The sequence below is a fragment of the Paraburkholderia aromaticivorans genome (assembly GCF_012689525.1).
GTDB classification, from domain to species: domain Bacteria; phylum Pseudomonadota; class Gammaproteobacteria; order Burkholderiales; family Burkholderiaceae; genus Paraburkholderia; species Paraburkholderia aromaticivorans_A.
In genome coordinates this window covers 2186555-2206737 of record NZ_CP051516.1, presented here as the reverse complement: position 1 = coordinate 2206737, position 20183 = coordinate 2186555, and the positions used below count along the sequence as shown (strand labels likewise).

Below are 20183 nucleotides of genomic sequence, written 5' to 3'. Positions count from 1 at the left end.
CCTCATGTCTTCATTGCCCGACCCTCGGCCGCCCGCCGCGAGCGACGACTTCGTCGCACAACTAGCGGAGCTTGCGCCCGACGGCGCCATCTCGGCGCTTCGCGCCTTCCGCGCCGATGCGACACGCTATACGCAAGGCAGCCACGACGCGCTTTTCTCGGACGACGTCACCGACCTGTCGCTTCGCGAGCGGTTGATCACGGCATGGTACGCAGCGCTGCTGTCGCGCGCGGACCGGACCGCGCAGGTTTATCGCGAACGTCTGCTGGCACTCGAAACGACGGACAGTGCCGCGACGCTTGCATTACTCGATGCGATAGCACAGCACCGCGAGCTTCCGGGCGAACCGCTTGCCGATAAGCGGCTAGCGGCAATCCTTGCTCACACCGAAGCCCTCGTCCTGCATCCCGCCACGAGCGGCCACGCAGCGCTCACCGCACTACAGGCTGCCGGCCTGACGACGCGCGCCATCGTCGCGCTCTCGCAACTGGTGGCGTTCGTCACCTATCAGGTGCGGGTCGTCGCCGCATTGCGCGCCTTGGAGGCAAAGGCATGAGCACCGATCACGGCTTCACGTCGCAAACACTCGGCTGGCGCGCATGGCTCGACGTGGTCCCGCTCGCGCAGGCGTCGCCCGCGCAGGCTACCGTACTCGAGACGAGTCATCCGCAGGCGAAGACGTCCGACTATTACCTGTTGCTGGTCCACGAGGCAGAAATCCTGCGGCAGCGCTCGGGCGCGTTCAACAGCATCATGTATGCGCCCGGCGGCCTGTCGCGCGCCGAGCGCGAGCTGGCGAGCACGGTCGTGTCGCGCGTGAACGGCTGCGTATATTGCACGTCGGTGCATGCGCAGCGCTTCCAGCAACTCGCGAAGCGCGACGACGTGATCCAGCAGATTTTCGCCGACCCCGAAACTGCCGGCACGACGGAGCGCGAAAGCGCCATCGTGCGCTATGCGATCGATCTCACGCTACATCCCGAAACGATCGACCCGGAATCGCTCGACGCACTTCGCCGCGTGGGGCTCGACGATACGCAGATTCTCGATCTGAGCCACGCGATTGCGATTTTCGCCTGGGCGAACCGGCTGATGCTCACGTTGGGCGAGCCCGTGTTTCCGGCGCAGCCTTAAGCCTCATATCGCATCGCCGTCGCAACGCGCCGGCCAGCGAATATGGATATGCCAATCGCTTCGTTGCCGCAGGATGTGATGCGTTGGAGACTCGGAGTCCAACTCATTTCCGGGGAACACTCATGTCCGCCTCGCATCCCTCCGCGTTGTACCGGCGACTCTTCGCCCTGGCCGGCGCCGTACTCGCCCTCTCCTTCCACAGTGTGTCCCAAGCTGCGCCGGCCAGCGGCGAGCCGGTTTTCTTCGGCGTCAGTGGACCGTTGACCGGTCCCAACGCGCAATACGGCGCGCAATGGAAAGCCGGTTTCGACCTCGCGCTCGACGAGATCAACAGCCAGGGCGGCATCAATGGCCATCCTTTGCAGTATGTGTTCGAAGACAGCCAGAGCGATCCGCGCCAGGCGGTCGGCATCGCGCAGAAATTCGTCGACGACAAACGCATCCTGATCGAACTCGGTGACTTTTCGAGTCCGGCTTCGATGGCGGCCTCGCCGATCTATCAGCGCGCCGGCCTCGTGCAGTTGGGTTTCACCAATTCGCATCCCGACTTCACCAAAGGCGGCGACTTCATCTGGAGCCCGTCCGTCAGTCAGTCGGACGCGCAGCCGCTGCTCGCGGACCTTGCCGTCAAACAGGGTTTCAAGCGGATCGCCGTGCTGTTCCAGAACACCGACTGGGGCCGCGCCAGCAAGGACGTCTTCGTGAAAGCCGCTGCCGCGCGTGGCGCGCAAGTCGTGGCCGCGGAAGGCTACCAACCCACCGACAAGGATTTTCGCGCGACGCTGTTGCGTGCGCGCGATGCGCATCCCGACGCGTTCGTGCTGATCTCGTACTACTCCGACGGCGCGCAGATCGCGCGGCAGGCACGTACGAGCGGGATCACCCTGCCGATCGTGGCCGCGAGCTCGGTGTATTCGCCGAAGTTCATGGAACTCGGCGGCGATGCCGTCAACGGTGTGACGACCAACACCAGTTTCTTCCCGGGCGACCCCAGCCCCGAAGTCCAGCATTTCGTGCGTGGCTTCGAAGCGAAATATCACCACCAGCCCGATGCCTTCAATGCGTTCGCCTATGACGCCACGATCATCGCGGCCTACGCGCTGCGCGCGGGCGGCACCGATCGCCGCGCCGTGCGCGACGCGCTGCCGAAGCTGCATGACGTGCCGAGCGTCGTGTTCGGCAAGGCAAACTTCGACCCGGCCACGCGCCGCGTGATCGGCGTGAAGAGCGTCAACCTCGTCGTCGAAAACGGCCAGTGGGTGCTGCTCGGCAGCAAGCCGGCGCTGGCCGCGAAATAGGCGGCGGTTGCGCCCCAGACGCGCCGTGAATTGCCGGCCGCCGCGAACCATGCGCGGATGGCAGAAAACAGCGTATCACTGGCACGCTTTGCCGGTTGATTGCCACTCACCCCGATACGACTCCGACGGATACTTGGACATCCCCGGACAGTGCTCACAGCGAACGAATCCAGACCGCTGCATGGACATTGCCCGAACGACACGAAGTCCATCGCCTCACGAGGCACTATCTTTGTCCAGGAGAAATTCGATGAGTACGACCATTGCCGGCATTCACATTCCAGACAGCCGTCTCGCGAGAGCCGCAACCGATCTGGTCCGCGACACCGAGAACGATCTGCTGTTCAATCACTCGCGGCGCGTGTTCCTGTGGGGCGCGTTGACCGGCGCGCGCCGCAACCTCGCGTATGACCCCGAGTTGCTGTACATCGGCGCGATGTTTCATGACATGGGCCTCACGCCGGGCTACAGCAGCAAAACAGATCGCTTCGAAGTCGACGGCGCCAATGCCGCGCGCGACTTTCTCAAGAGTCATAGCGTCAACGAGTACGACATCGAACAGGTCTGGTTGTCTATCGCGCTGCACACCACGCCGGGCGTCCCCGAGCATCTGAAGCCGGTCGTCTCGCTGGTGACCGCGGGCGTCGAAATGGACGTGCTCGGCATGCGGTATCACGAGTTCGACGACGCGCAACGCGTCAGCGTGGTGGCCGCGCATCCGCGGGAGCAGGACTTCAAGAACCAGATCATCGATGCGTTCGCGCAAGGCACGATCAGCAAACCCGAAACCACGTTCGGCAACGTCAAAGCTGATGTGCTGGAGATGAAAGATCCGAGCTACAAGCGGCTGAATTTCTGCAAGATCATTCTCGGTTCGGCATGGGATGACAGCAAGGCGGGTCACGTCCATCACGCGGGATGCAATCACGGAGCCGCGGCGGAATAACTATCTGCGCAAGACGGCCGGCGCGTTGCCGGCCGATGCAAAACTCAGGGCGCGCCAACCGGAAAACCGGTGGCGCGCCGCTTCTATTGGTGCCGCAATATTTCAATTGGCTGTTGCCAACCTGACTTCACGAGCTATCCGTCGGTCGCGGCGTCAGCATTAGCGCCAGCACCGCGACGCCGAGCACCAGCAAGATCCCGCCATATAACATGGCATTGCGCGCGTCGAACAGCACACCGTGAATGACCATGGCCATGCCGCCCAGCGCGACGAACACCGCAATGGCCGCGAATACAATCCGACGTTCGGCGCGAATCATGGCGCTCTCCCGCAAGACGTTAGTGCTGTAAGGCGCACAGGAACAACGGAAGACCTCGAACCGCGTGGTATTTTTTATGGCAACCACGGTTGCGCGCTTCGTTCGAGTCTCCCGCTCGGGTCACCGCGATGAGCCAGCTCGCTCATGTTTCGACGATGCCTGTCGGAAAGCTTGCATCGGTTTGACTTGAACCCGCTGCAAGTCGGTTTATAAACCGGTCTGTCAGCCGGCTATCGGATCTCAGCCATGACGATCACGTGAATCGTCAGCCGGAAACCTCAATCTATCGTAGGCGGCGAACAGGCAATAGTAAATACGGGTAACCATGCCGCTCGCCACCTGTGCCGCCCTTAATGGCCACCCGCTCCCGCCGCCGCGGCCGAACTGGAGCGATCCGGCTTCGTCACCCAGATCAGCGGGATGATCAATACGAAGATCACCGCCGACAGCCAGAAAATATCGTTCAATCCCAGCATGGCCGCCTGGGTATTCATCGAGCGTTCGAAGAACGCCATCGCCTGGGCCTGACCGCCGCCCAAAGTACTCTGCAGCGCATCCAGCGCGGCCGTGTAAGTCGGATTGTTCACGCTCGTCTGCTCGGCCAGTTGCGCGTGATGCAGGATCGTCCGGTCATTCCATCCTGTCGAGGCCAGCGACGTGCCCACCGCGCCGGCAAATACTCGCGCGAAATTCGACAGGCCCGCCGCAGCCGGAATACGATCGGGCGTGAGGCCGGACAGAATGATCGCGGTCAGCGGCACGAAGAAGAGCGCCGTCGGGATGCCTTGCAACAACGTCGGCAAGACTAGCGTCCAGGTATCCACGCCCGTGGTGTAGTTCGAGCGCATGAAGAACACACCGGCAAAACCGAGGAAAGCCAGCGTCGCCAGCACCCGCGCATCGGACTTCGGCATGATCTTCGCCATGACCGGCGCGAGAATAACGGCGAAGATGCCAAGCGGTGCAGTTGCCAGACCCGCATCGACGGAACGGTAGTTCAGATACTCCTGCATCCACTGCGGCAACAGCACGAGGTTGGAGAAAAACACCGCATACGCCACCGAAATCGCGATCGTGCCGCCGAGGAAATTGCGTTTGCCGAACAACCGCAAATCGACGATCGGATTCTTTTCAGTCAACTCCCAGATCACGAAGAACACGAAACTGATCGCCGCGAATACCGTCAGGGCCACGATCACCGGCGAGTTGAACCAGTCGAGATCCTTGCCTTTGTCGAGCATGATCTGCAACGAGCCGACCCATGCGGTCAGCGAGAGCAGGCCCACCTTGTCGATCGGCAGGCGCTTTGTCGGAGTTTCGCGGGTGCGATAGATCCCCCACGTCACGCCCGCGGCGAACAGACCGACCGGGATGTTGATGTAGAAGATCCATGACCACGAGTAGCTGTCCGTAATCCAGCCGCCGAGCGCCGGGCCCGCAATCGGGCCGACCGTTGCGGTCATCGCCCACAAGGCAAGCGCGGTCGCGGATTTCTCCTTCGGATACGAGCCGAGCAGAATCGCTTGCGACAGGGGAATCAACGGACCCGCCACCGCGCCCTGCAGAATCCGCGCGGCGAGCAGCACCGGCAGATTCGGCGCGATGCCGCACAACCACGACGACAGCACGAACAACAGAATCGCCCAGACGAACAACTTGATCTGCCCGACACGCTGCACGAGCCAGCCGGTCAACGGAATCGCGATGGCGTTGGCGGCGGCGAACAGCGTGATCACCCACGTGCCTTCGTCCACCGAAACGCCGAGGTTGCCGGCGATCGTCGGAATCGCCACGTTCGCGATCGATGAATCCAGCACGTTCATAAACGTGGCGAGCGCCACGGCAAGCGTCGCCAGCACCAGCTTGCCGCCAGTCAGCGGCGGCAGCGTGGCGGGCTGCGTCGATCCATTCATTTCATCACCTGTCGAGGAAGGCAAAACTATCTGACTTATCAGTTAAATGCGCAAAAAAAACGGCGCTCGGTGGTCACAGGTTCAACCGGCCTTGCGCGCGGCGTTTTTCTGCGTGGTGCTCACGGCTATCTCGTGCTTCGCCGGCATGTTCTGCTCGATGATCCGGGCGATCTCCGCGTCGGCTTCGTCGCCGTACTGCGCGAATACGTCGGTGTGATACGAGGTGTTGACCGCCGCGCCGAGTTGCGCGCCCGTTTCCTCGTGCGTGTCGACGTCGACCTGCATCGACAGGCCAATGCGCAGCGGATGCGCGTTCAGTTCACTTTGATCGAGCAGGATCCGCGCCGGCAGACGCTGCACGACCTTGATCCAGTTGCCGGTGGCGTTCTGGGCGGGCAGCACGGCGAATGCGGCGCCCGTGCCTGCCGAGAATCCCTCGACCCGGCCGTGATACTTGACGCTGGAGCCGTACACGTCCGCGGTGAGGGTGACGGGTTGGCCAATGCGCATGTGCCTCAGTTGGCCTTCCTTGAAGTTTGCGTCGACCCACACGCCGTCGAGCGGCACGATCGCCATCAACGGGGTGCCCGGCGCCACGCGCTGGCCGACCTGCACCGAACGGCGCGCGACGTAGCCGGTCACGGGCGCGGGCAAGGTGTTGCGCGCGTAGCTCAGGTAGGCGTCGCGCACTTTCGAGGCCGCGGCCTGCACGTTCGGATGCTGTTCGATCGACGTGCGGTCGGTCAGCGCATGATTGGCCTCGGCCTGCTGACGCGCGGCGTCGAGCGCGGCCTGCGCGGAACTGACGGCGTCGCGAGCATGGGCGATGTCCTCGCCGGACACCGCGCCCGTTTCGGCCACCGCCTGACGGCGCTTCAGGTCGTCGTTCGCGCGGGCCAGATCCGATTGGCGTTGCGCGACGGTCGCCGCGTAGAAATCGTTGTTCACATACAGGCCGCTCACCTGCCGCACGGTCTGGCCGAGCGTCGCTTCCGCATTCGACAACGCGATCTTCGCGTCGGCGTTATCCAGGGTGACGATCGGCGCGCCCTGCTTGACGATCTGCGTGTCGTCGGCGTTGACCGCGACCACCGTGCCGCTCACTTGCGGCGTCAGTTGCACGAGGTTGCCGCTCACATACGCGTCGTCGGTGGACTGATAGTAGCGGCCGCTCGTGTAGTAGTACGCGCCGTAGCCCGCGCCGGCCAGCACGACAGTGGCGGCCAGCAGGGAAATCAGCAGTTTGCGCTTCGTGGGGGCCTGCGCTTTCTGGGGTTGGTCCGCGTCCGCCGTCGCGCGGCTGGTGTTGATCGTGTCGCTCATGATATGGGTCCTGACAGATTGGCAAAGTGTCGCGATGGCGCTTTAACGCGCGGCGGCGACGACGGGATTGGCGGAGGCGGCTGGAACGGCGGCGCCGCTGCTGGCGACCGAAGCGGCGTTATCGACATAACCGCCACCGAGTGCCGCGGCCAGCGCGATCTGCTGATCGCGCCGGCTCATCTTCAGATTCGCGACCTGCTGGTCGGCGGCGAGCGCCGTGGTGTCGGCGTTCAGCACCGTCAGCTGATTCGTGAGGCCGGCCTTGTATTGCACGAGCGCCAACTGATCGGCGCCGCGGGCGGCTTCCTGGGCGGCTTGCGCGTCGGTGAGCTGCTCGTCCGTCGAACGGATTTGCGCGAGTTGCGTCGCGACTTCGGACAGGGCGGTGACCAACGTCTGGTTATACGTGGCAACGGCATAGTCGAAATCGGCGTAACGCCCTTTCAATTGCGCGCGCAATTGACCGCCGTCGAAAATCGGCAGATGGATCGCCGAGCCGACCGACGCCGTGCGGCTCGCCGCCGTCAGGAAACGGCCGAAACCGAACGCGTCGAGACCGATCGCGGCGCTCAGATTGATGTCGGGATAGAACTCGGCCTTGGCTTCCTTGACGTCGTGCGTGAGCGCGTCGACGCGCCATTTCGCCGCGACCAGGTCCGGGCGGCGGCTCACCAGATCGGCCGGCAGGTTGTCGGGCAGGCGCACTTCGTCGCCCACGCCGAGTGTCGGCCGCGCGATGGCGAGACCACGGTCCGGTCCGGCACCGAGCAAGGCGGCCAACTGATAGCGCGTCGTGACGATGCTGCCGTCGATGGACGCGAGCGTCGCGCGGCTGGTGGCGAGATTCGCCTGCGCCGTCTTGCGTTCCACTTGCGTGTCGAGGCCCGTTGCAATGCGCCCGGCGGTAATGCGGTCGATCTGTTCGCGCTGCGTGATTTCTTCCTGCGCGATGTCACGCAACGTGTAGAGCCGCGCAAGCTGGTTGTAGTCGCGCGCCGTGGCCGACGTGAGGGACAGCTTGACGACTTCTTCGTCCGCCTGGGTCGCCTGCAACTGCGACAGCGAGGCTTTCAGCGCTTCACGATTCTTGCCCCACAGATCGAGATCGTAGGACGCGGACAGCAAGCCCTTGTTCTCCGTTTGCCACGAACCGCCGTACGGCGGCGGCACGAGCGCCGTGCCCGAATACTGCTGGCGCGTCAACGAATAGTCCGCGCCGACTTTCGGCAGGGTGCTCGCCTTCGCCGTGTCGCTGTACGCGGCGGCCGCCGCGACGCGGGCGCGGGCCTGCTCGACCGACGGATTGCCTTTCAGCGCCTCGGCAAGCAAGGCCTTCAGTTGCGCGTCGCCGAACTGGTCGGCCCAATCGGCGGCCGGCCAATGACCGTTGTCCTGCGGAATGCTTTGTTGAGTCGCGTAGGTCTGCGGCTGCGCCATCTGCTTGTCGCTCGAGATACCGGCGTAATTCGCGCAAGCGGACAGTACGGCCGCGAAGATCACCGTCACACCGGCCTTCGCGATCCGCGAGCCGGCTATCCGTGGAATTAACTGTGGTTTCATTTTCTGACTTGTCAGATATAGGGTTGAAAAAATCGCCGCGAGCGTCCGCAGCATGTCTGGCCGGCCTCGCCTACTCTGCGAGAAACTTGTTCAGCAGACGGCGCAATTCCTCGAATTCGGTTTTCGTAAACTTCTTCAGGCGACGGTTCAGCACCACTGGGGCGATCTCCGGAAGACGCACGGCGACGGCCTCGCCCTCTTCCGTCAGTTTCAGGTTGACGACGCGGCGGTCTTCGATGCTGCGCGAGCGTTCCAGCAATCCCTTGATTTCCAGCTTGTCGAGCATGCGCGTCATCAGGCCGGTGTCGATACCGAGCAGCCGCGACAGTTCGAACGGCGTGGTGGCGACGCCCCGGCGCATGGACAGCAGAATGCCCATCTGCTGACTGGTGATGTCCAGATCCTTCAGCGCGGCGTCCATTTCGGTGATCAGCAAGTTACGTGCTTTGTTGATCGAGAAACCCACGCTCAGCGTCAGGCTGAAATTTTCCGGCGTGTAGTGGTTCATTCATGCCCCCTGTTCAGTGCGTTTAACTTTATCTGCAAAGTCAGATATTCTCAAGGGTCGCTTCCAGCATATGACTGTTTCATTTATATGCACTATTCCGCTCTGCATTGGCTAGCGGGGTCGGGCAAAGTGGTCACCTTAAATTACCTAAAACCGGTCATTTCACAAAGCCAGTCGAACATTTAATCTGCTCTCACGCTAAACCACCCAGTCACTCATGGAAGGACGGAAATCATGAAGATCATGCACGTCGACGCCAGCGCCAAACGCGAGCGATCCAACTCCCGCGCATTGAGCCGCTATTTTCTGGAACGCCTGCGCGAAGAAGGCGCGGAGTTCGAAGTCGATTATCTGGATGTCACGATCGACACCCCGCCGCATGTCAACGAGGCTTTCGCCATCGCCACGTACACGGCCGCGCAGGATCGCACGCCTGCGATGAAGGCGACGCTGGCCGGTTCCGATGCGCTGTGCCAACGCCTGCTCGACGCCGATGCGTTCGTCTTCGCCATGCCCATGTACAACTGGTCGATGCCCTCCGCGTTCAAGGCGTTTATCGACAGCATCACGCGTACGGGCCTGACCTATGTGAATGCGGACGACGGCCGCGTGGTCGGTCAGCTTTCACGCCAGAAGGTGCTCTTCGTCACGAGCCGCGGCGCGGATTTGCGTCCGGGCTCGCCTTACGCGGGCATGGATGCGCTCACGCCCTCGCTGAAGGCTGCGTTCGGCTTCCTCGGCGTCGCCGATCCGACCTTTGTCGATGCCCAGCCGCTGCAGTTTGCCGATCCCGAAGCGCGCACCGAAGCGCTTCAGCGCGCACGCGCCGAACTGGACGCGGTGGCGTCGATCTGGGCGTCGTCGGATTCGAGCAATGAAAACCACGATGTCTTGTCAGGAGTCACAGCATGAAAATCCGCACACTGATCGCGGCGGCCACGCTCGCCAGCCTTTCTATTCTGGGGACTTCACAGTCCGCATTCGCCGCCGACGCAACCGCGCCGCACGAGACGATCACGCCCGCGTTCGCCGAGGCGATCGCCAACGTACCGGGCAAGACGATGACGGCGCTCGTCGTCGAGTATGCGCCCGGCGGCAAGTCGTCGCCGCATCGGCACGGCCAGGCTTTCGTGGTCGGCTACGTGCTGTCGGGCGCGATCCGCAGCCGCGTGAACGACGGCGAAGAACGCGTCTACCATGCCGGCGAGCACTGGACCGAGAAGCCCGGCGTGCATCACACCGTCAGCGAAAACGCGAGCGATACCGAACCCGCCAGGCTGCTGGCGATTTTCGTGGCCGACACGAAAGACAAGAACCTCGTTACGTTCGACAAGAAGTGATGGAATTGGCGTGACCGGATGACCGGCACGCACACCAGCGCGGGGGCTTTTCGGGCCCCGCGCTTCCTCGAAACCGGAATGTCCTCCCGCAATAGACAGGCATGCGAATCGATGCCGCACCGGCTTCACACATTTGACAAGGTATGCTCGAGTTCGGGCTGTACAATGCGCGCCCTTGTCGTCTTCCGATATTCTGTAGCGAAAACTCGCTTGATATCCACGACGACCTATACTACTTTCGGTCTTGCGCGCCATTCGCCTCGCTGATCCGGACATGCGGTCCCGGTCATCGGAGAAGAGAGCTTGAACAGCTTTGTCACCAGTACCGCCGGACCAACCCGCACCGATGATTAGCAACCCTATCGTGGATCTGAACACAGTGACCGTCTGTGCAGCCGACTCGATACATCCAGCGCTCGCTGCACGCGCGCTCGACATCTCGGGGGCCCGCTGCACGTTCGCGGACGCGATCCTCTTCACCCACGAGGCTGTGCCCACCCGTGGCGCGCGCACGGTGCTGATTCCGCGCCTGCAGTCGAAGCAGGATTACTCCGCCTTCATGATCAAGCATCTCGTGAATCATGTCGCCACGCCGTGGGTACTTGTCATCCAGTGGGACGGCTACGTGCTGGACGCCGCGGCGTGGAGCGATACGTTTTTCGGCTACGATTATATCGGTGCATGGTGGCCGTTCCACACGGATGGGATGAACGTGGGCAACGGCGGGTTTTCACTGCGTTCGAAGAAGCTGTTGCAGGCGCTCGCCCACACACGGTTTGAATTTCTGCCCGGCGTCAACGAAGATGACCTGATCTGCCGGATCTACCGGCCGTTGCTCGAAACGGAGTACGGCATCCGTTTTGCGCCTGCGGATGTCGCGGTCCAGTTTGCTTATGAGCACATCCGCCCTGACAACCCGACATTCGGTTTTCATGCCGCGTTCAACATGTGGCGGCACGTCGACGACGACACGATGATGGAGATGGTCGGCGCGCTCGACGTCCGGACCTTCACCTCCAGCGAGGTCATGCAATTGCTCATGGCTTACTGCGACCAGCGCAAATTCGCCTGCATGAAGGTGATGTATGAACGCTACCGGCACCTCTGGAGCACACAGCAGATCGTGCAGAACATGATGGCAACCGGCGTGGCCGGCGAAGCTGTCCTGCAGTATGTCGACCTCTGCGAAAGGCTCGTGAACAATGACCGAGGAGAATTCGGCACGTGACGACGACCTTCGAACTGGAACAGCAACTTCGCGCCGCCTATGCGCGTCATGAGCACGATCCGCACAATCTTGCGAACGTGCGCGAGATCTGCGACACGCTGATCGCGCTCGCGCGTGAGGACGAACTCCTTCCATGGGCGGACCGGGCGCTGGCAGTCGGCGCGCAGCACTCCGATTTTCTGGCGATGCGCGCTTTCGCATTGGACCTGCTAGGCCGGCACGCCGAGGCGGTCGAGACACGCGCGCATGACCCGTCGATGTCGAGCGACCCCGCGCTCTCCAGGCTGCGACTCGGCTATAGCCTGATGATGGCCGGCGATCTCGAACGCGCGATTCCACAACTGGACGAGGTGCGACAGCTCTCCACATCAGCGACGCCGCGGATCGTCGCGACGGCCGGGCATCTTCTGGGCGAGGGGATGCTCAAGGCCGGAGACACGCGGGGCTTCGCGCACTGGCTCAAACGCAACGAATCCGGCGATGCGGCAAGTTATCGTCCGGTCGGCGTCCCTGAATGGGCCGGCGAATCCGACCTGCGCGATCGACGCGTGCTCATCGCACATCAGTTGGGTTTCGGCGATAACTTTCTGCTGGCGGCCTGCGTGGCCGACTGGCGGGCCGCCGGCGCGACTGTGATGATCACTTGCGACCCGCAGGCGCATGCGCTCATGCAGGCGTCGCTGCCTGAGTGCGAAGTCGTCAGCGCAGAACGTCCATTGGCCTCGCACATTGCATTGCCCGACGCGGTGCAGCTGCGCGTGGAGGCGTTCGCGCCGCATCTGTACGCGACGCTGCTGCATCTGCCGCTTCTAAGTGCCGCGCAGCAACCCTCCGGATTCCGATTTCAGCCGTACATGCGGGCTCCGCTTGCGAAGCAGCAGATCGCGGCGGAGTGGGCTCGGCAACTGCGCGCGCAACATCCGGGGAAAAGGCTGGTCGGCCTGTTCTGGGATTGCTACCAGCGACACCTGCCTCACGTCGGCAGCACGATGCGGTGCTGGGCTACGCGCCGCAGCCTGCCACTCGGGGCGGTGAACCGGATCGTGACGGACCCCGTCCTGGCCGACCGGATACAGTTCGTGAACCTGCACCACCCGGTGACAGAAGCCTCGGCCGGCGCACCGGCCGGCGATGTCGACCGCTATCTGCCCGGCATCCACTTTTTCGACGACACCGCCGCGTGCATCGGCGAACTGGACGCCGTGGTCGCGGTGGACTCGGCGGTCGCCAATCTTGCCGCGATGATGGGCAAGCCCACCTGTGTGCCGCTCAACACTTCTGGCGACTGGCGTTGGGGCAGCCAGGGAACCACTAGCCCGTGGGTCGAAGGCGTGACCGTGCTGCGGCAGACACACGAGGGCGACTGGGATCCCGTCGTGGAAAACTCAGCGGCATGGCTAGCCACGCAATGATCACGTGCAGGCCAACTCGCGCGAGGGATCCAGCCTCGCTTTTCTCGCGCGCGCTAGCAACGCATCGTCAACCCATTCGCTTTGTGCCAGCCATTGCGCTCTGTCGCCCGGCATAACTTCATCCGGAGAACGGCTATGCATCCCACCGCCATGCAAAACTGCCAGCAATTCTTTGACTGCTACGCGCCGCATGTTGTGTCGCCCGACGAGAAGATAAGCGTGATCGAAATCGGCAGCCAGGACGTCAACGGCTCGCTGCGCAGCGTGTGTCCGGACGCCTTTGCCTACACGGGGGTCGATTTCGTGGCAGGCCGCGGCGTTGACGTGGTGCTGCAAGACCCCTATGCACTACCGTTTGCCGACGAGAGCGCCGACATCGTGCTCGCCAGTTCCGTCTTCGAACATTCGGAGATGTTCTGGCTGCTGTTTCTCGAAGTCATGCGCATCCTCAAGCCCGCGGGACTCTTTTATCTGAACGTACCTTCGAATGGCGATTTTCATCGGTGGCCGGTGGATTGCTGGCGCTTCTACCCGGACAGCGGCAACGCTCTCGTGGCCTGGAGCAAACGCAACGGCATGAATCCGCTTTTGCTCGAATCGTATACGAGCCTGCAGCACGCGGACCAGTGGAACGATTTCGTTGCCGTGTTCCTCAAGGACGAAGGCCGGGCTCAACGTTATCCGCAGCGCATTCTGGCGCACAAGCGCGATTTCCTTAACGGCATCGTCGCCGATGAGCCGGGTCGATTCCTTAACTATTCGCAACTGCCGCAGGATCGGATCAGGTTGAATACGATCCGCGAGGCGGTCGATCAAACGCTGTCGTGACGGGTTCGGCCCGCACTGATGGGCGTTAGCGAACGCAAACGGCGTGAGGCACGATGCCTGCCGTAGTTGGCAGGATCTTTAAAACGCGCCTGCCAACACCGCCACAACCACCGTCACCACCTGCGCGCCCGCCAGGCCGGTCGCGATCCGGACGAGCGGCGCGATGCCGCGCAAGCGCGCATCGAGCGCGTGCCCGGCTTTCGCGTCGCCGATCCAGCCGAGTTCCAGTAACGCGCGATCGAGCGCCGCGAGTGCCTCCCCTTCACTCAGCTCCGCTGCCGCGCTCTCCTCCTTGATGAGCACACGCGGCCGCGCCTCGCGCACCAGCGCCAGCACGGCCTGCGCATCGTCGATTTGCAGATGCAAGGTGAGCCATGCGGCCACCGTCAGCGCGCTGCGCGAGTAGCCGAGCGCGCAGCACGTCACCACGGTATGTCCTTGCTCGTGCAGCATGTCGACGGCGGCGACGGCCTGCTGCAATTGGGCGAGCGTCGGTGGCAGCAGATCGAACTGCGGCACGCAGACGTAGCGAATGGCCGGATCGCGTCTCGCCCAGCCGGGCATTTCGACGGTCAGAGGCGCGGCGGCATGCCGCGCCGCGTCTAATCATCAACGCGTCTGCGCGACGCCGTTGCTCACGCGCTTGCAGATGGTGACGAGCGACAGCAGCACCAGCGCGCGCCACAACCATCCGGCCCACGGCGCGACCGGCAGGCCGAGACCGATCCACAGGCCGACCGCGCCGACCGCCACCGCGCGATCGCTCTTGCCGAGCGGGCCGTCATAGCGGCGCGTCGCGCCCGCCAGCGGCCCGATCAATCCCGCGCATTCCACGATCACGGCGACGAGCGCAAACGCCCAGATATCCGCCGGGTTGAATGCGGCAATCACCAGAAACGGTAAAACGAGCGCGATGTCCGATACGACGTCGCCCAGTTCGTTCAGGTAAGCGCCCAGTGCGCTCTTCTGGCCGAACTCGCGCGCCAGCATGCCGTCGATTGCGTTTAACGCCATGCGCAGGAACAGCCAGACGGGGATCAACAGGAATAGCCGGTCAAGCGGAAATCCGAACGCCGCCACGCCACCGACCAGAATCGAGCCGAGTGCCGCCGCCACGGTCACCTGATTGGCGCTTACGCCTGCCGCCGCCAGTCGCCGCACCAAAGGACGCAGCAGATTCTGGAACTTTGGTTTGAGTGCGTAGACGCTCATATTTATTTACTTTTTGGAAGAGTTAGCCGGGACGGGATACGACAATATCCGCTGCGCACCTTGTTTTGATCAGCGACATCGTCATTTAAATGCGCTCAAACGTCAAGAATAGAGACGCGCGTTAAATCAATGTGGTGTGAGCCGAAAAAAATCGTCATAATGCCGCGACTGAAACGCCTGCTATTTGCCTGGGTAAAACCATAAATTGATGATCGAACGTCACTGCCGCGTCGCGGCGCATCGTTTTGAGAGGCGCATTCAATGAGTATCTGGCACGCATGGCAGCGCGATTTTCTGCTGGGTCTGGTGCGTCTCGTCGCAGGCGCTTATCCCGTCTGGCATCGAGGTGCGCCGAACGCCACGCAGAAGATCTACTTCTCCAATCACACCAGCCACGTCGACACGCTGGCGATCCTCGCCGCCTTGCCACGCGAATTGCGCGGGCAAGTGCGTCCGGTAGCGGCACGCGATTACTGGCAGCGCGGCAACGCCAAGGTGCATATCGCGAAGCATCTGCTCAACGTGGTGCTGATCGACCGCAACAAGGAAAGCGAAGGCGATCCGCTCGACCCGGTACGCGAAGCCCTGCGGCTCGGTCATTCGATCATCATCTTTCCGGAAGGCACGCGCAGCGCCGAAGCCTTGCCGCAGCCGTTCAAAAGCGGTCTGTATCGGCTCGCCAGCGAGTTTCCCGATGTCGAACTGTGCCCGGTCTATCTCGAGAACCTGCAGCGCATCATGCCCAAGGGCGCAATCTGGCCGGTGCCGCTGATCTGCAAGGTGCACTTCGGCGGCACCGTGACGCTCGCGGAGAACGAAAACAAGGCGGACTTTCTGGCGCGCGCGAGGCAGACGATCGTCGAACTCTCGCCTGCGCGGCAGCCAGCTTGAAACCGCGGCCGCAAACGTCGAGCAGCAACGAACCGCGGCGCTTCAGACCAACACGTATAACAAGAAACGGGTGACACACTATGAGAACCGCGTTCTGGGAACTGGTGGCCGGCGTGACCGGCTTTCTGGCGATTGCCACGGTCATCGGCGCGATTCTCGCGTGGCGCGACGGCGGGCGCAGCGCGACCATCGCCAATCTGAATCAGCGCATTCGCGCGTGGTGGGGCATGATCGCCGTGATGGCGATCGCGATCGGTCTCGGACCGGCTGCAACGTACATCGTGTTCGCCTTCGTGTCGTATCTGGCGTTGCGCGAATTCATCACGCTCACGCCGACTTCGCCGAGCGATCACACCACGCTCTTCATCGCATTCTTCATCGCGATTCCGGTGCAGTATCTGCTGCTGTGGGTGAACTGGTACGGCATGTTCTCGATCTTCGTGCCGGTGCATCTGTTCATCACCTTGTCGCTGGTGTCGGCGCTCACGCAGGACACGCATGAATTCCTGAGCCGCAACTCGAAAATCCACTGGGCGCTGATGGTCTGCGTGTACGGGCTGAGCCACGCCCCCGCTCTGCTGATTCTCGATATTCCGCACTATCAGGGCGACAACGCGTTGCTGCTGTTCTTCTTCCTGCTGGTGGTGCAGATCAGCGACGTGTTCCAGTACGTCGTCGGCAAGCTGTTCGGCAAGCGCAAGATCGCGCCGCAACTGAGTCCTTCGAAGACGGTCGAGGGTTTTATCGGCGGCGGCCTGCTCGCCACCTTGTCGGGCGCCGCGCTCTACCGCATCACGCCGTTCAGTTTCGGCGCGGCGTTTCTGATGTCGCTGGCGATCGTGCTGGCGGGTTTTGTCGGCGGACTGGTGCTCTCGGCCGTGAAGCGCTCGCTCGGCGCGAAAGACTGGGGGGCGATGATCGCGGGGCACGGCGGCGCGCTCGATCGCGTCGACTCGATCTGTTTTGCCGCACCGGTGTTTTTTCACCTCGTGCGTTATCTGTATGTGCCGTAGTTAAAAAACGTTCAGGACTTTCAATGCGCACCGCCGCGCGTCAGCGGCAGGCCTCGATGCCCTTGCTGATCGCTTGCGCGATGCGTGCGATGGTCGCCGGATTGCGCAGCCGGGTTTCCTCGTCGGGATTCGCAATCACGCCGGCCTCGACGAGCACGGCGGGCATCGGCGCGGTTTTCAGCACGATCAGATCGTCGAAGCGATGAATGCCGAGGCGCCGATCCAGCAACGGCCGGTTCTCCCCTTTGATCGGCGTGGCGTGATACAGCGACGGCTTTTCTCCCGCGGCTAACATCTGTTCGCCGATGGCCTTCGCGCAACGCAGGCTTTCTTCGTAATGCGGATTCAGTTGCGACACGAAGATCGAGTAGCCGCGATAGTCGCGTCGGCGGCCGGCGTCGATCCATGCCTGCTGCAGCGAGTCGTGGTGAATCGAAACGAACAGATCGGCGCCGGGCGAATGCGTCGAGCGATCCTGCAGCGCGATTTCCTTGCCGTCGGCGGATGTGCGCGCGACGCGATCCCCGTACGCTTGCAGGTCGTGCGCGACAGCCGCACTCAGATCCAGGTTGTAGAGATATTCGACGCGCCCGCTTGCGCCGGTCGCGCCCGGACGCTGCGGCGTGTGCCCGGTGTCCACGACGATATAAGCCGCCTCGCACGGAACGTTGGCCAGCGCCGCGACGACGCAGCCTGCAAATAGCGCGAGCCGTGTCCATACGACGTAACGCGAGCCGATTGCCGGATGTTTCTGTCGTTTCGACGCGGTGATCACAATCGAATCCTTTTTATTGAGCTTCGGCATGCGGACTTTTGAAATGCCGGATTGCCTGCGAGCGTTTGCGATTGCCTTCATTCAGCACGCCGGCGTTCATCAACGGTGATATTCACGGTGGTCTTAAACTAGAATATGCGCCAGATTTTTTCTGGCCGGATGATCGAGCGTAATTTTAATCGGGCGGATTGCTCTGTGTATAGCTTTTCGGTTTCAATGTCGCGACACGCGCGTCGCAACTGTTAATTTGCGCGTTGCAACGCGTGCTGAATAACGCGGCGGCGAATCCTGTTTTCCGTTTTAAAGTTTGGAAATCAAAAACGATCCGGAATTTACCGCAGGGGGCGACAGGATTGAAGGTGTACTCAGGCACGCTGACAATCGCCTGGTGCGACGATGGCCGCACCTTCATCTGCACCGCGATGGCGGCCGGCGACTGCGCGAGCCGCCGCCGCGAGTAGAACCCGGAACGGGGTTTCACGCTGATCGATGGATGACGCGCAGTGGCCCTCACTGCGCGCCTAGAACTTCGGATGACATTCGAAATTCATCGACGACCCATGCTCCGTCAGGCCTTGCACGCCGCTGACGGTTTCCGTCGTCACGCTGGTCTGCATGCCGCGACGCTCGCAGTAATCGCGCGCCTGGCTCATGGCGTGCTCATGCGCGCGGGCCCAGGCGAGGCGTCCGCCTGTCGCGCTTGCCGCGACCGTATAAGTATTGGCTTTACTGGTGGCGACCACGTCGCTGGAGCTGGCGCAGCCCACGAGGCTCGCGCACGCGGCCACGGCTGCCATGAAGGCGCGCGCCCGTCCCGACAATGCGTTTCGCGCCGCGAGCGCCCCGGATGCCTCGTCCCGTTCGGGTATGCGGCCTGAGACCGTGTTGAACATGTATCACCTGCACATTTTTGCGGATTAACCAATCCCCAAATTATCCGCAATCGCGCGTAAGAGATCAGCCTCACCAACCGAAAACACTGTTGCGGGCGTCCGAACAATCCCCGCGCGGCCCGCGCGAACGGCGCGGCACAGTCGTTGCTAACGGGTTTCGTGTGAGCGCATCGCGGCTCGCTTCACGGAGTGTGCAGACATGCCCGATCACCGACCTGTTCCACCGAGACCGACGCTGCCGACCGACGCGCGCGGCATGATCGGCAACATGAAGACCACGGCGCTCGTCTCGCTGCGCGGCTCGATCGACTTCATGTGCTTTCCGCGCATCGACTCGCCGGCGATTTTCGCCGGCCTGCTCGAACCGTCGCGCGGCGGCGCTTTCTCGATCGAACCCACGTTCGACACCGCCAACGTCAAGCAGATGTATCTGCCCGACACCAATGTCCTGCTGACCCGTTTCATGACGCCCGAGGGCGTGTGCGAACTGATGGATTTCATGCCGGTGCCCGAGGATGGCAGCGGCGCCGATGCCGACGCGCCGCTACCCAACTGCGTGATCCGCGTCGTGCGGGTCGTGCATGGGCGCATGGCGTTCAGGATGCGTTGCGAGCCGCGCTTCGACTATGCGCGCGGCACACACACGGCTCTCATCGATAAGGACGGCGGCGTGGAATTCCACGCCGACGCCAACGCTGGCATTGAAGGCTGCATGCAACTGCGCCTCAATAGCACCCTGCCGCTCGCGCTCGACCACGGCGCCGCGCACGCGGAATTCGAGCTGAGCCATGGCGAGACGGCCGGCTTCGTTTTCGGCGATGCCGAAGGCTTGCGCGAAAAGTCGTTCGATTGCGAAGCGGCGCTGGCCGATACGATCCGCTACTGGCGAAGCTGGTCGGCGCACTCCACTTATCGCGGCCGCTACCGCGAAGTCGTGATGCGCTCGGCGCTGACCTTGAAGCTGCTCAGTTCCAGCGAGCACTGTGCGATCGTGGCCGCGCCGACTTTCGGGCTCGCCGAAGCGCTCGACGGTTCGCGCCGCTGGGACTACCGCTTCACGTGGATTCGCGACGCCGCGTTCTCCGTGTACGCGCTGTTGCGCCTCGGCTATACCGGCGAAGCGCGGCATTTCATGACATGGATCGCCGGACGCAGCCGACATTGCGATTCGGACGGCTCGCTGAACGTCATGTACACCGTCGACGGCAAGGAGCCGCCAGAAGAAACCGAAATCGCGACGCTATCGAGCGAAAACGGCGTGGCGGGCATGCCGCTCGTCGGCAACGCCGCCCGCGATCAGATCCAGCTCGACGTGTACGGCGCGCTGCTCGACGCGATCTATCTGTACAACAAGTACGGCGCCGCGATTTCGCATGATGGCTGGCGCGACGTCACGCGCACCGTCGACTATGTGGTCGAACACTGGCGCGAACCGGACCACGGCATCTGGGAGTTTCGCAACGGCCTGCGGCCCCTGCTCCATTCGCGGCTGATGTGCTGGGTCACGGTGGATCGCGCACAGCGCAAAAATCTTCCGGAATCGGATTTCTGCGTCTAGTCTGTAACGACATCATTTAAACCAACCGGACG

22 protein-coding genes are annotated in these 20183 nt (G+C 62.7%); 12 read left to right on the top strand and 10 right to left on the bottom strand.

The features are described 5' to 3' along the window. The first annotated feature begins 4 nt into the window (after positions 1-4). The 4 genes from HF916_RS37995 to HF916_RS37980 all read left to right on the top strand — a co-directional run bounded on the left by HF916_RS37995 (position 5) and on the right by HF916_RS37980 (position 3378). Positions 5-556, top strand: coding sequence for a CMD domain protein (locus HF916_RS37995; protein ID WP_168793883.1), 552 nt, complete (start codon positions 5-7; stop codon positions 554-556). Beyond that, entirely contained in the window at positions 553-1134 is a 582-nt protein-coding gene (locus tag HF916_RS37990; RefSeq protein WP_168793882.1) for a peroxidase-related enzyme, read from the top strand. Before HF916_RS37995 ends, HF916_RS37990 begins: the two co-directional genes overlap by 4 nt. A gap of 122 nt (positions 1135-1256) precedes the next feature. Continuing rightward, complete coding sequence (locus HF916_RS37985) at positions 1257-2432, top strand: ABC transporter substrate-binding protein (protein ID WP_168793881.1); 1176 nt, start codon at positions 1257-1259, stop codon at positions 2430-2432. A gap of 250 nt (positions 2433-2682) precedes the next feature. After that, positions 2683-3378 (top strand): HD domain-containing protein, encoded by a 696-nt coding sequence (locus tag HF916_RS37980; protein WP_168793880.1) that lies wholly within the window; start codon positions 2683-2685, stop codon positions 3376-3378. A gap of 127 nt (positions 3379-3505) precedes the next feature. On the opposite strand, the gene HF916_RS37975 is transcribed toward HF916_RS37980, so the two are convergent. From HF916_RS37975 to HF916_RS37955, 5 genes are all read right to left on the bottom strand, one after another. Beyond that, positions 3506-3697, bottom strand: coding sequence for a DUF2964 family protein (locus HF916_RS37975; protein ID WP_168793879.1), 192 nt, complete (start codon positions 3695-3697; stop codon positions 3506-3508). Positions 3698-4047: 350 nt separating this feature from the next. Continuing rightward, on the bottom strand, positions 4048-5610 hold the full coding sequence (locus HF916_RS37970; RefSeq protein WP_168793878.1) for a DHA2 family efflux MFS transporter permease subunit: 1563 nt from the start codon (positions 5608-5610) through the stop codon (positions 4048-4050). Positions 5611-5691: 81 nt separating this feature from the next. Beyond that, positions 5692-6933 (bottom strand): HlyD family efflux transporter periplasmic adaptor subunit, encoded by a 1242-nt coding sequence (locus HF916_RS37965; protein ID WP_168793877.1) that lies wholly within the window; start codon positions 6931-6933, stop codon positions 5692-5694. 42 nt (positions 6934-6975) lie between these two features. After that, on the bottom strand, positions 6976-8493 hold the full coding sequence (locus HF916_RS37960) for an efflux transporter outer membrane subunit (protein ID WP_168793876.1): 1518 nt from the start codon (positions 8491-8493) through the stop codon (positions 6976-6978). A gap of 70 nt (positions 8494-8563) precedes the next feature. After that, positions 8564-9001 carry a MarR family winged helix-turn-helix transcriptional regulator gene (locus HF916_RS37955; protein WP_168793875.1) on the bottom strand — a complete coding sequence of 146 codons (438 nt, stop codon included), beginning with the start codon at positions 8999-9001 and terminating at the stop codon, positions 8564-8566. A gap of 234 nt (positions 9002-9235) precedes the next feature. Here HF916_RS37955 and HF916_RS37950 point away from each other — a divergent pair, with 234 nt between their 5' ends. The 5 genes from HF916_RS37950 to HF916_RS37930 all read left to right on the top strand — a co-directional run bounded on the left by HF916_RS37950 (position 9236) and on the right by HF916_RS37930 (position 13809). Further along, positions 9236-9913 carry an FMN-dependent NADH-azoreductase gene (locus HF916_RS37950; protein WP_168793874.1) on the top strand — a complete coding sequence of 226 codons (678 nt, stop codon included), beginning with the start codon at positions 9236-9238 and terminating at the stop codon, positions 9911-9913. Further along, the gene (locus HF916_RS37945; RefSeq protein ID WP_168793873.1) at positions 9910-10341 is read left to right on the top strand and encodes a cupin domain-containing protein; all 432 of its coding nucleotides are present in this window, start codon (positions 9910-9912) and stop codon (positions 10339-10341) included. Before HF916_RS37950 ends, HF916_RS37945 begins: the two co-directional genes overlap by 4 nt. A 364-nt stretch (positions 10342-10705) precedes the next feature. Beyond that, positions 10706-11569: a DUF5672 family protein gene (locus HF916_RS37940; RefSeq protein WP_168793872.1), complete on the top strand. Its 864-nt coding sequence runs from the start codon at positions 10706-10708 to the stop codon at positions 11567-11569. Further along, positions 11566-12981: a hypothetical protein gene (locus HF916_RS37935; RefSeq protein WP_206002045.1), complete on the top strand. Its 1416-nt coding sequence runs from the start codon at positions 11566-11568 to the stop codon at positions 12979-12981. Before HF916_RS37940 ends, HF916_RS37935 begins: the two co-directional genes overlap by 4 nt. A 135-nt stretch (positions 12982-13116) precedes the next feature. Then, positions 13117-13809: a methyltransferase domain-containing protein gene (locus HF916_RS37930; RefSeq protein ID WP_168793871.1), complete on the top strand. Its 693-nt coding sequence runs from the start codon at positions 13117-13119 to the stop codon at positions 13807-13809. Between the two features lie 78 nt (positions 13810-13887). Here HF916_RS37930 and HF916_RS37925 read toward each other — a convergent pair whose 3' ends face one another. Together HF916_RS37925 and HF916_RS37920 are read right to left on the bottom strand one after the other, a co-directional pair. Further along, complete coding sequence (locus HF916_RS37925) at positions 13888-14373, bottom strand: dual specificity protein phosphatase family protein (protein ID WP_168793870.1); 486 nt, start codon at positions 14371-14373, stop codon at positions 13888-13890. 45 nt (positions 14374-14418) lie between these two features. Continuing rightward, complete coding sequence (locus tag HF916_RS37920) at positions 14419-15021, bottom strand: CDP-alcohol phosphatidyltransferase family protein (RefSeq protein ID WP_168793869.1); 603 nt, start codon at positions 15019-15021, stop codon at positions 14419-14421. Between the two features lie 261 nt (positions 15022-15282). Between HF916_RS37920 and HF916_RS37915 the strand changes: the two genes are divergently transcribed. Together HF916_RS37915 and HF916_RS37910 are read left to right on the top strand one after the other, a co-directional pair. Next, complete coding sequence (locus HF916_RS37915; protein WP_168793868.1) at positions 15283-15912, top strand: lysophospholipid acyltransferase family protein; 630 nt, start codon at positions 15283-15285, stop codon at positions 15910-15912. A gap of 80 nt (positions 15913-15992) precedes the next feature. Next, complete coding sequence (locus HF916_RS37910) at positions 15993-16925, top strand: phosphatidate cytidylyltransferase (RefSeq protein ID WP_168793867.1); 933 nt, start codon at positions 15993-15995, stop codon at positions 16923-16925. A gap of 40 nt (positions 16926-16965) precedes the next feature. Here HF916_RS37910 and HF916_RS37905 read toward each other — a convergent pair whose 3' ends face one another. The 3 genes from HF916_RS37905 to HF916_RS37895 all read right to left on the bottom strand — a co-directional run bounded on the left by HF916_RS37905 (position 16966) and on the right by HF916_RS37895 (position 18593). After that, positions 16966-17781: an N-acetylmuramoyl-L-alanine amidase family protein gene (locus tag HF916_RS37905; protein ID WP_240975832.1), complete on the bottom strand. Its 816-nt coding sequence runs from the start codon at positions 17779-17781 to the stop codon at positions 16966-16968. Between the two features lie 94 nt (positions 17782-17875). After that, positions 17876-18181 carry a hypothetical protein gene (locus tag HF916_RS37900; RefSeq protein ID WP_168793866.1) on the bottom strand — a complete coding sequence of 102 codons (306 nt, stop codon included), beginning with the start codon at positions 18179-18181 and terminating at the stop codon, positions 17876-17878. Between the two features lie 40 nt (positions 18182-18221). Then, entirely contained in the window at positions 18222-18593 is a 372-nt protein-coding gene (locus HF916_RS37895; protein WP_168793865.1) for a hypothetical protein, read from the bottom strand. A 199-nt stretch (positions 18594-18792) separates the two neighbouring features. Here HF916_RS37895 and HF916_RS37890 point away from each other — a divergent pair, with 199 nt between their 5' ends. Next, positions 18793-20151: a glycoside hydrolase family 15 protein gene (locus tag HF916_RS37890; protein ID WP_240975831.1), complete on the top strand. Its 1359-nt coding sequence runs from the start codon at positions 18793-18795 to the stop codon at positions 20149-20151. Positions 20152-20183 lie beyond the last annotated feature (32 nt).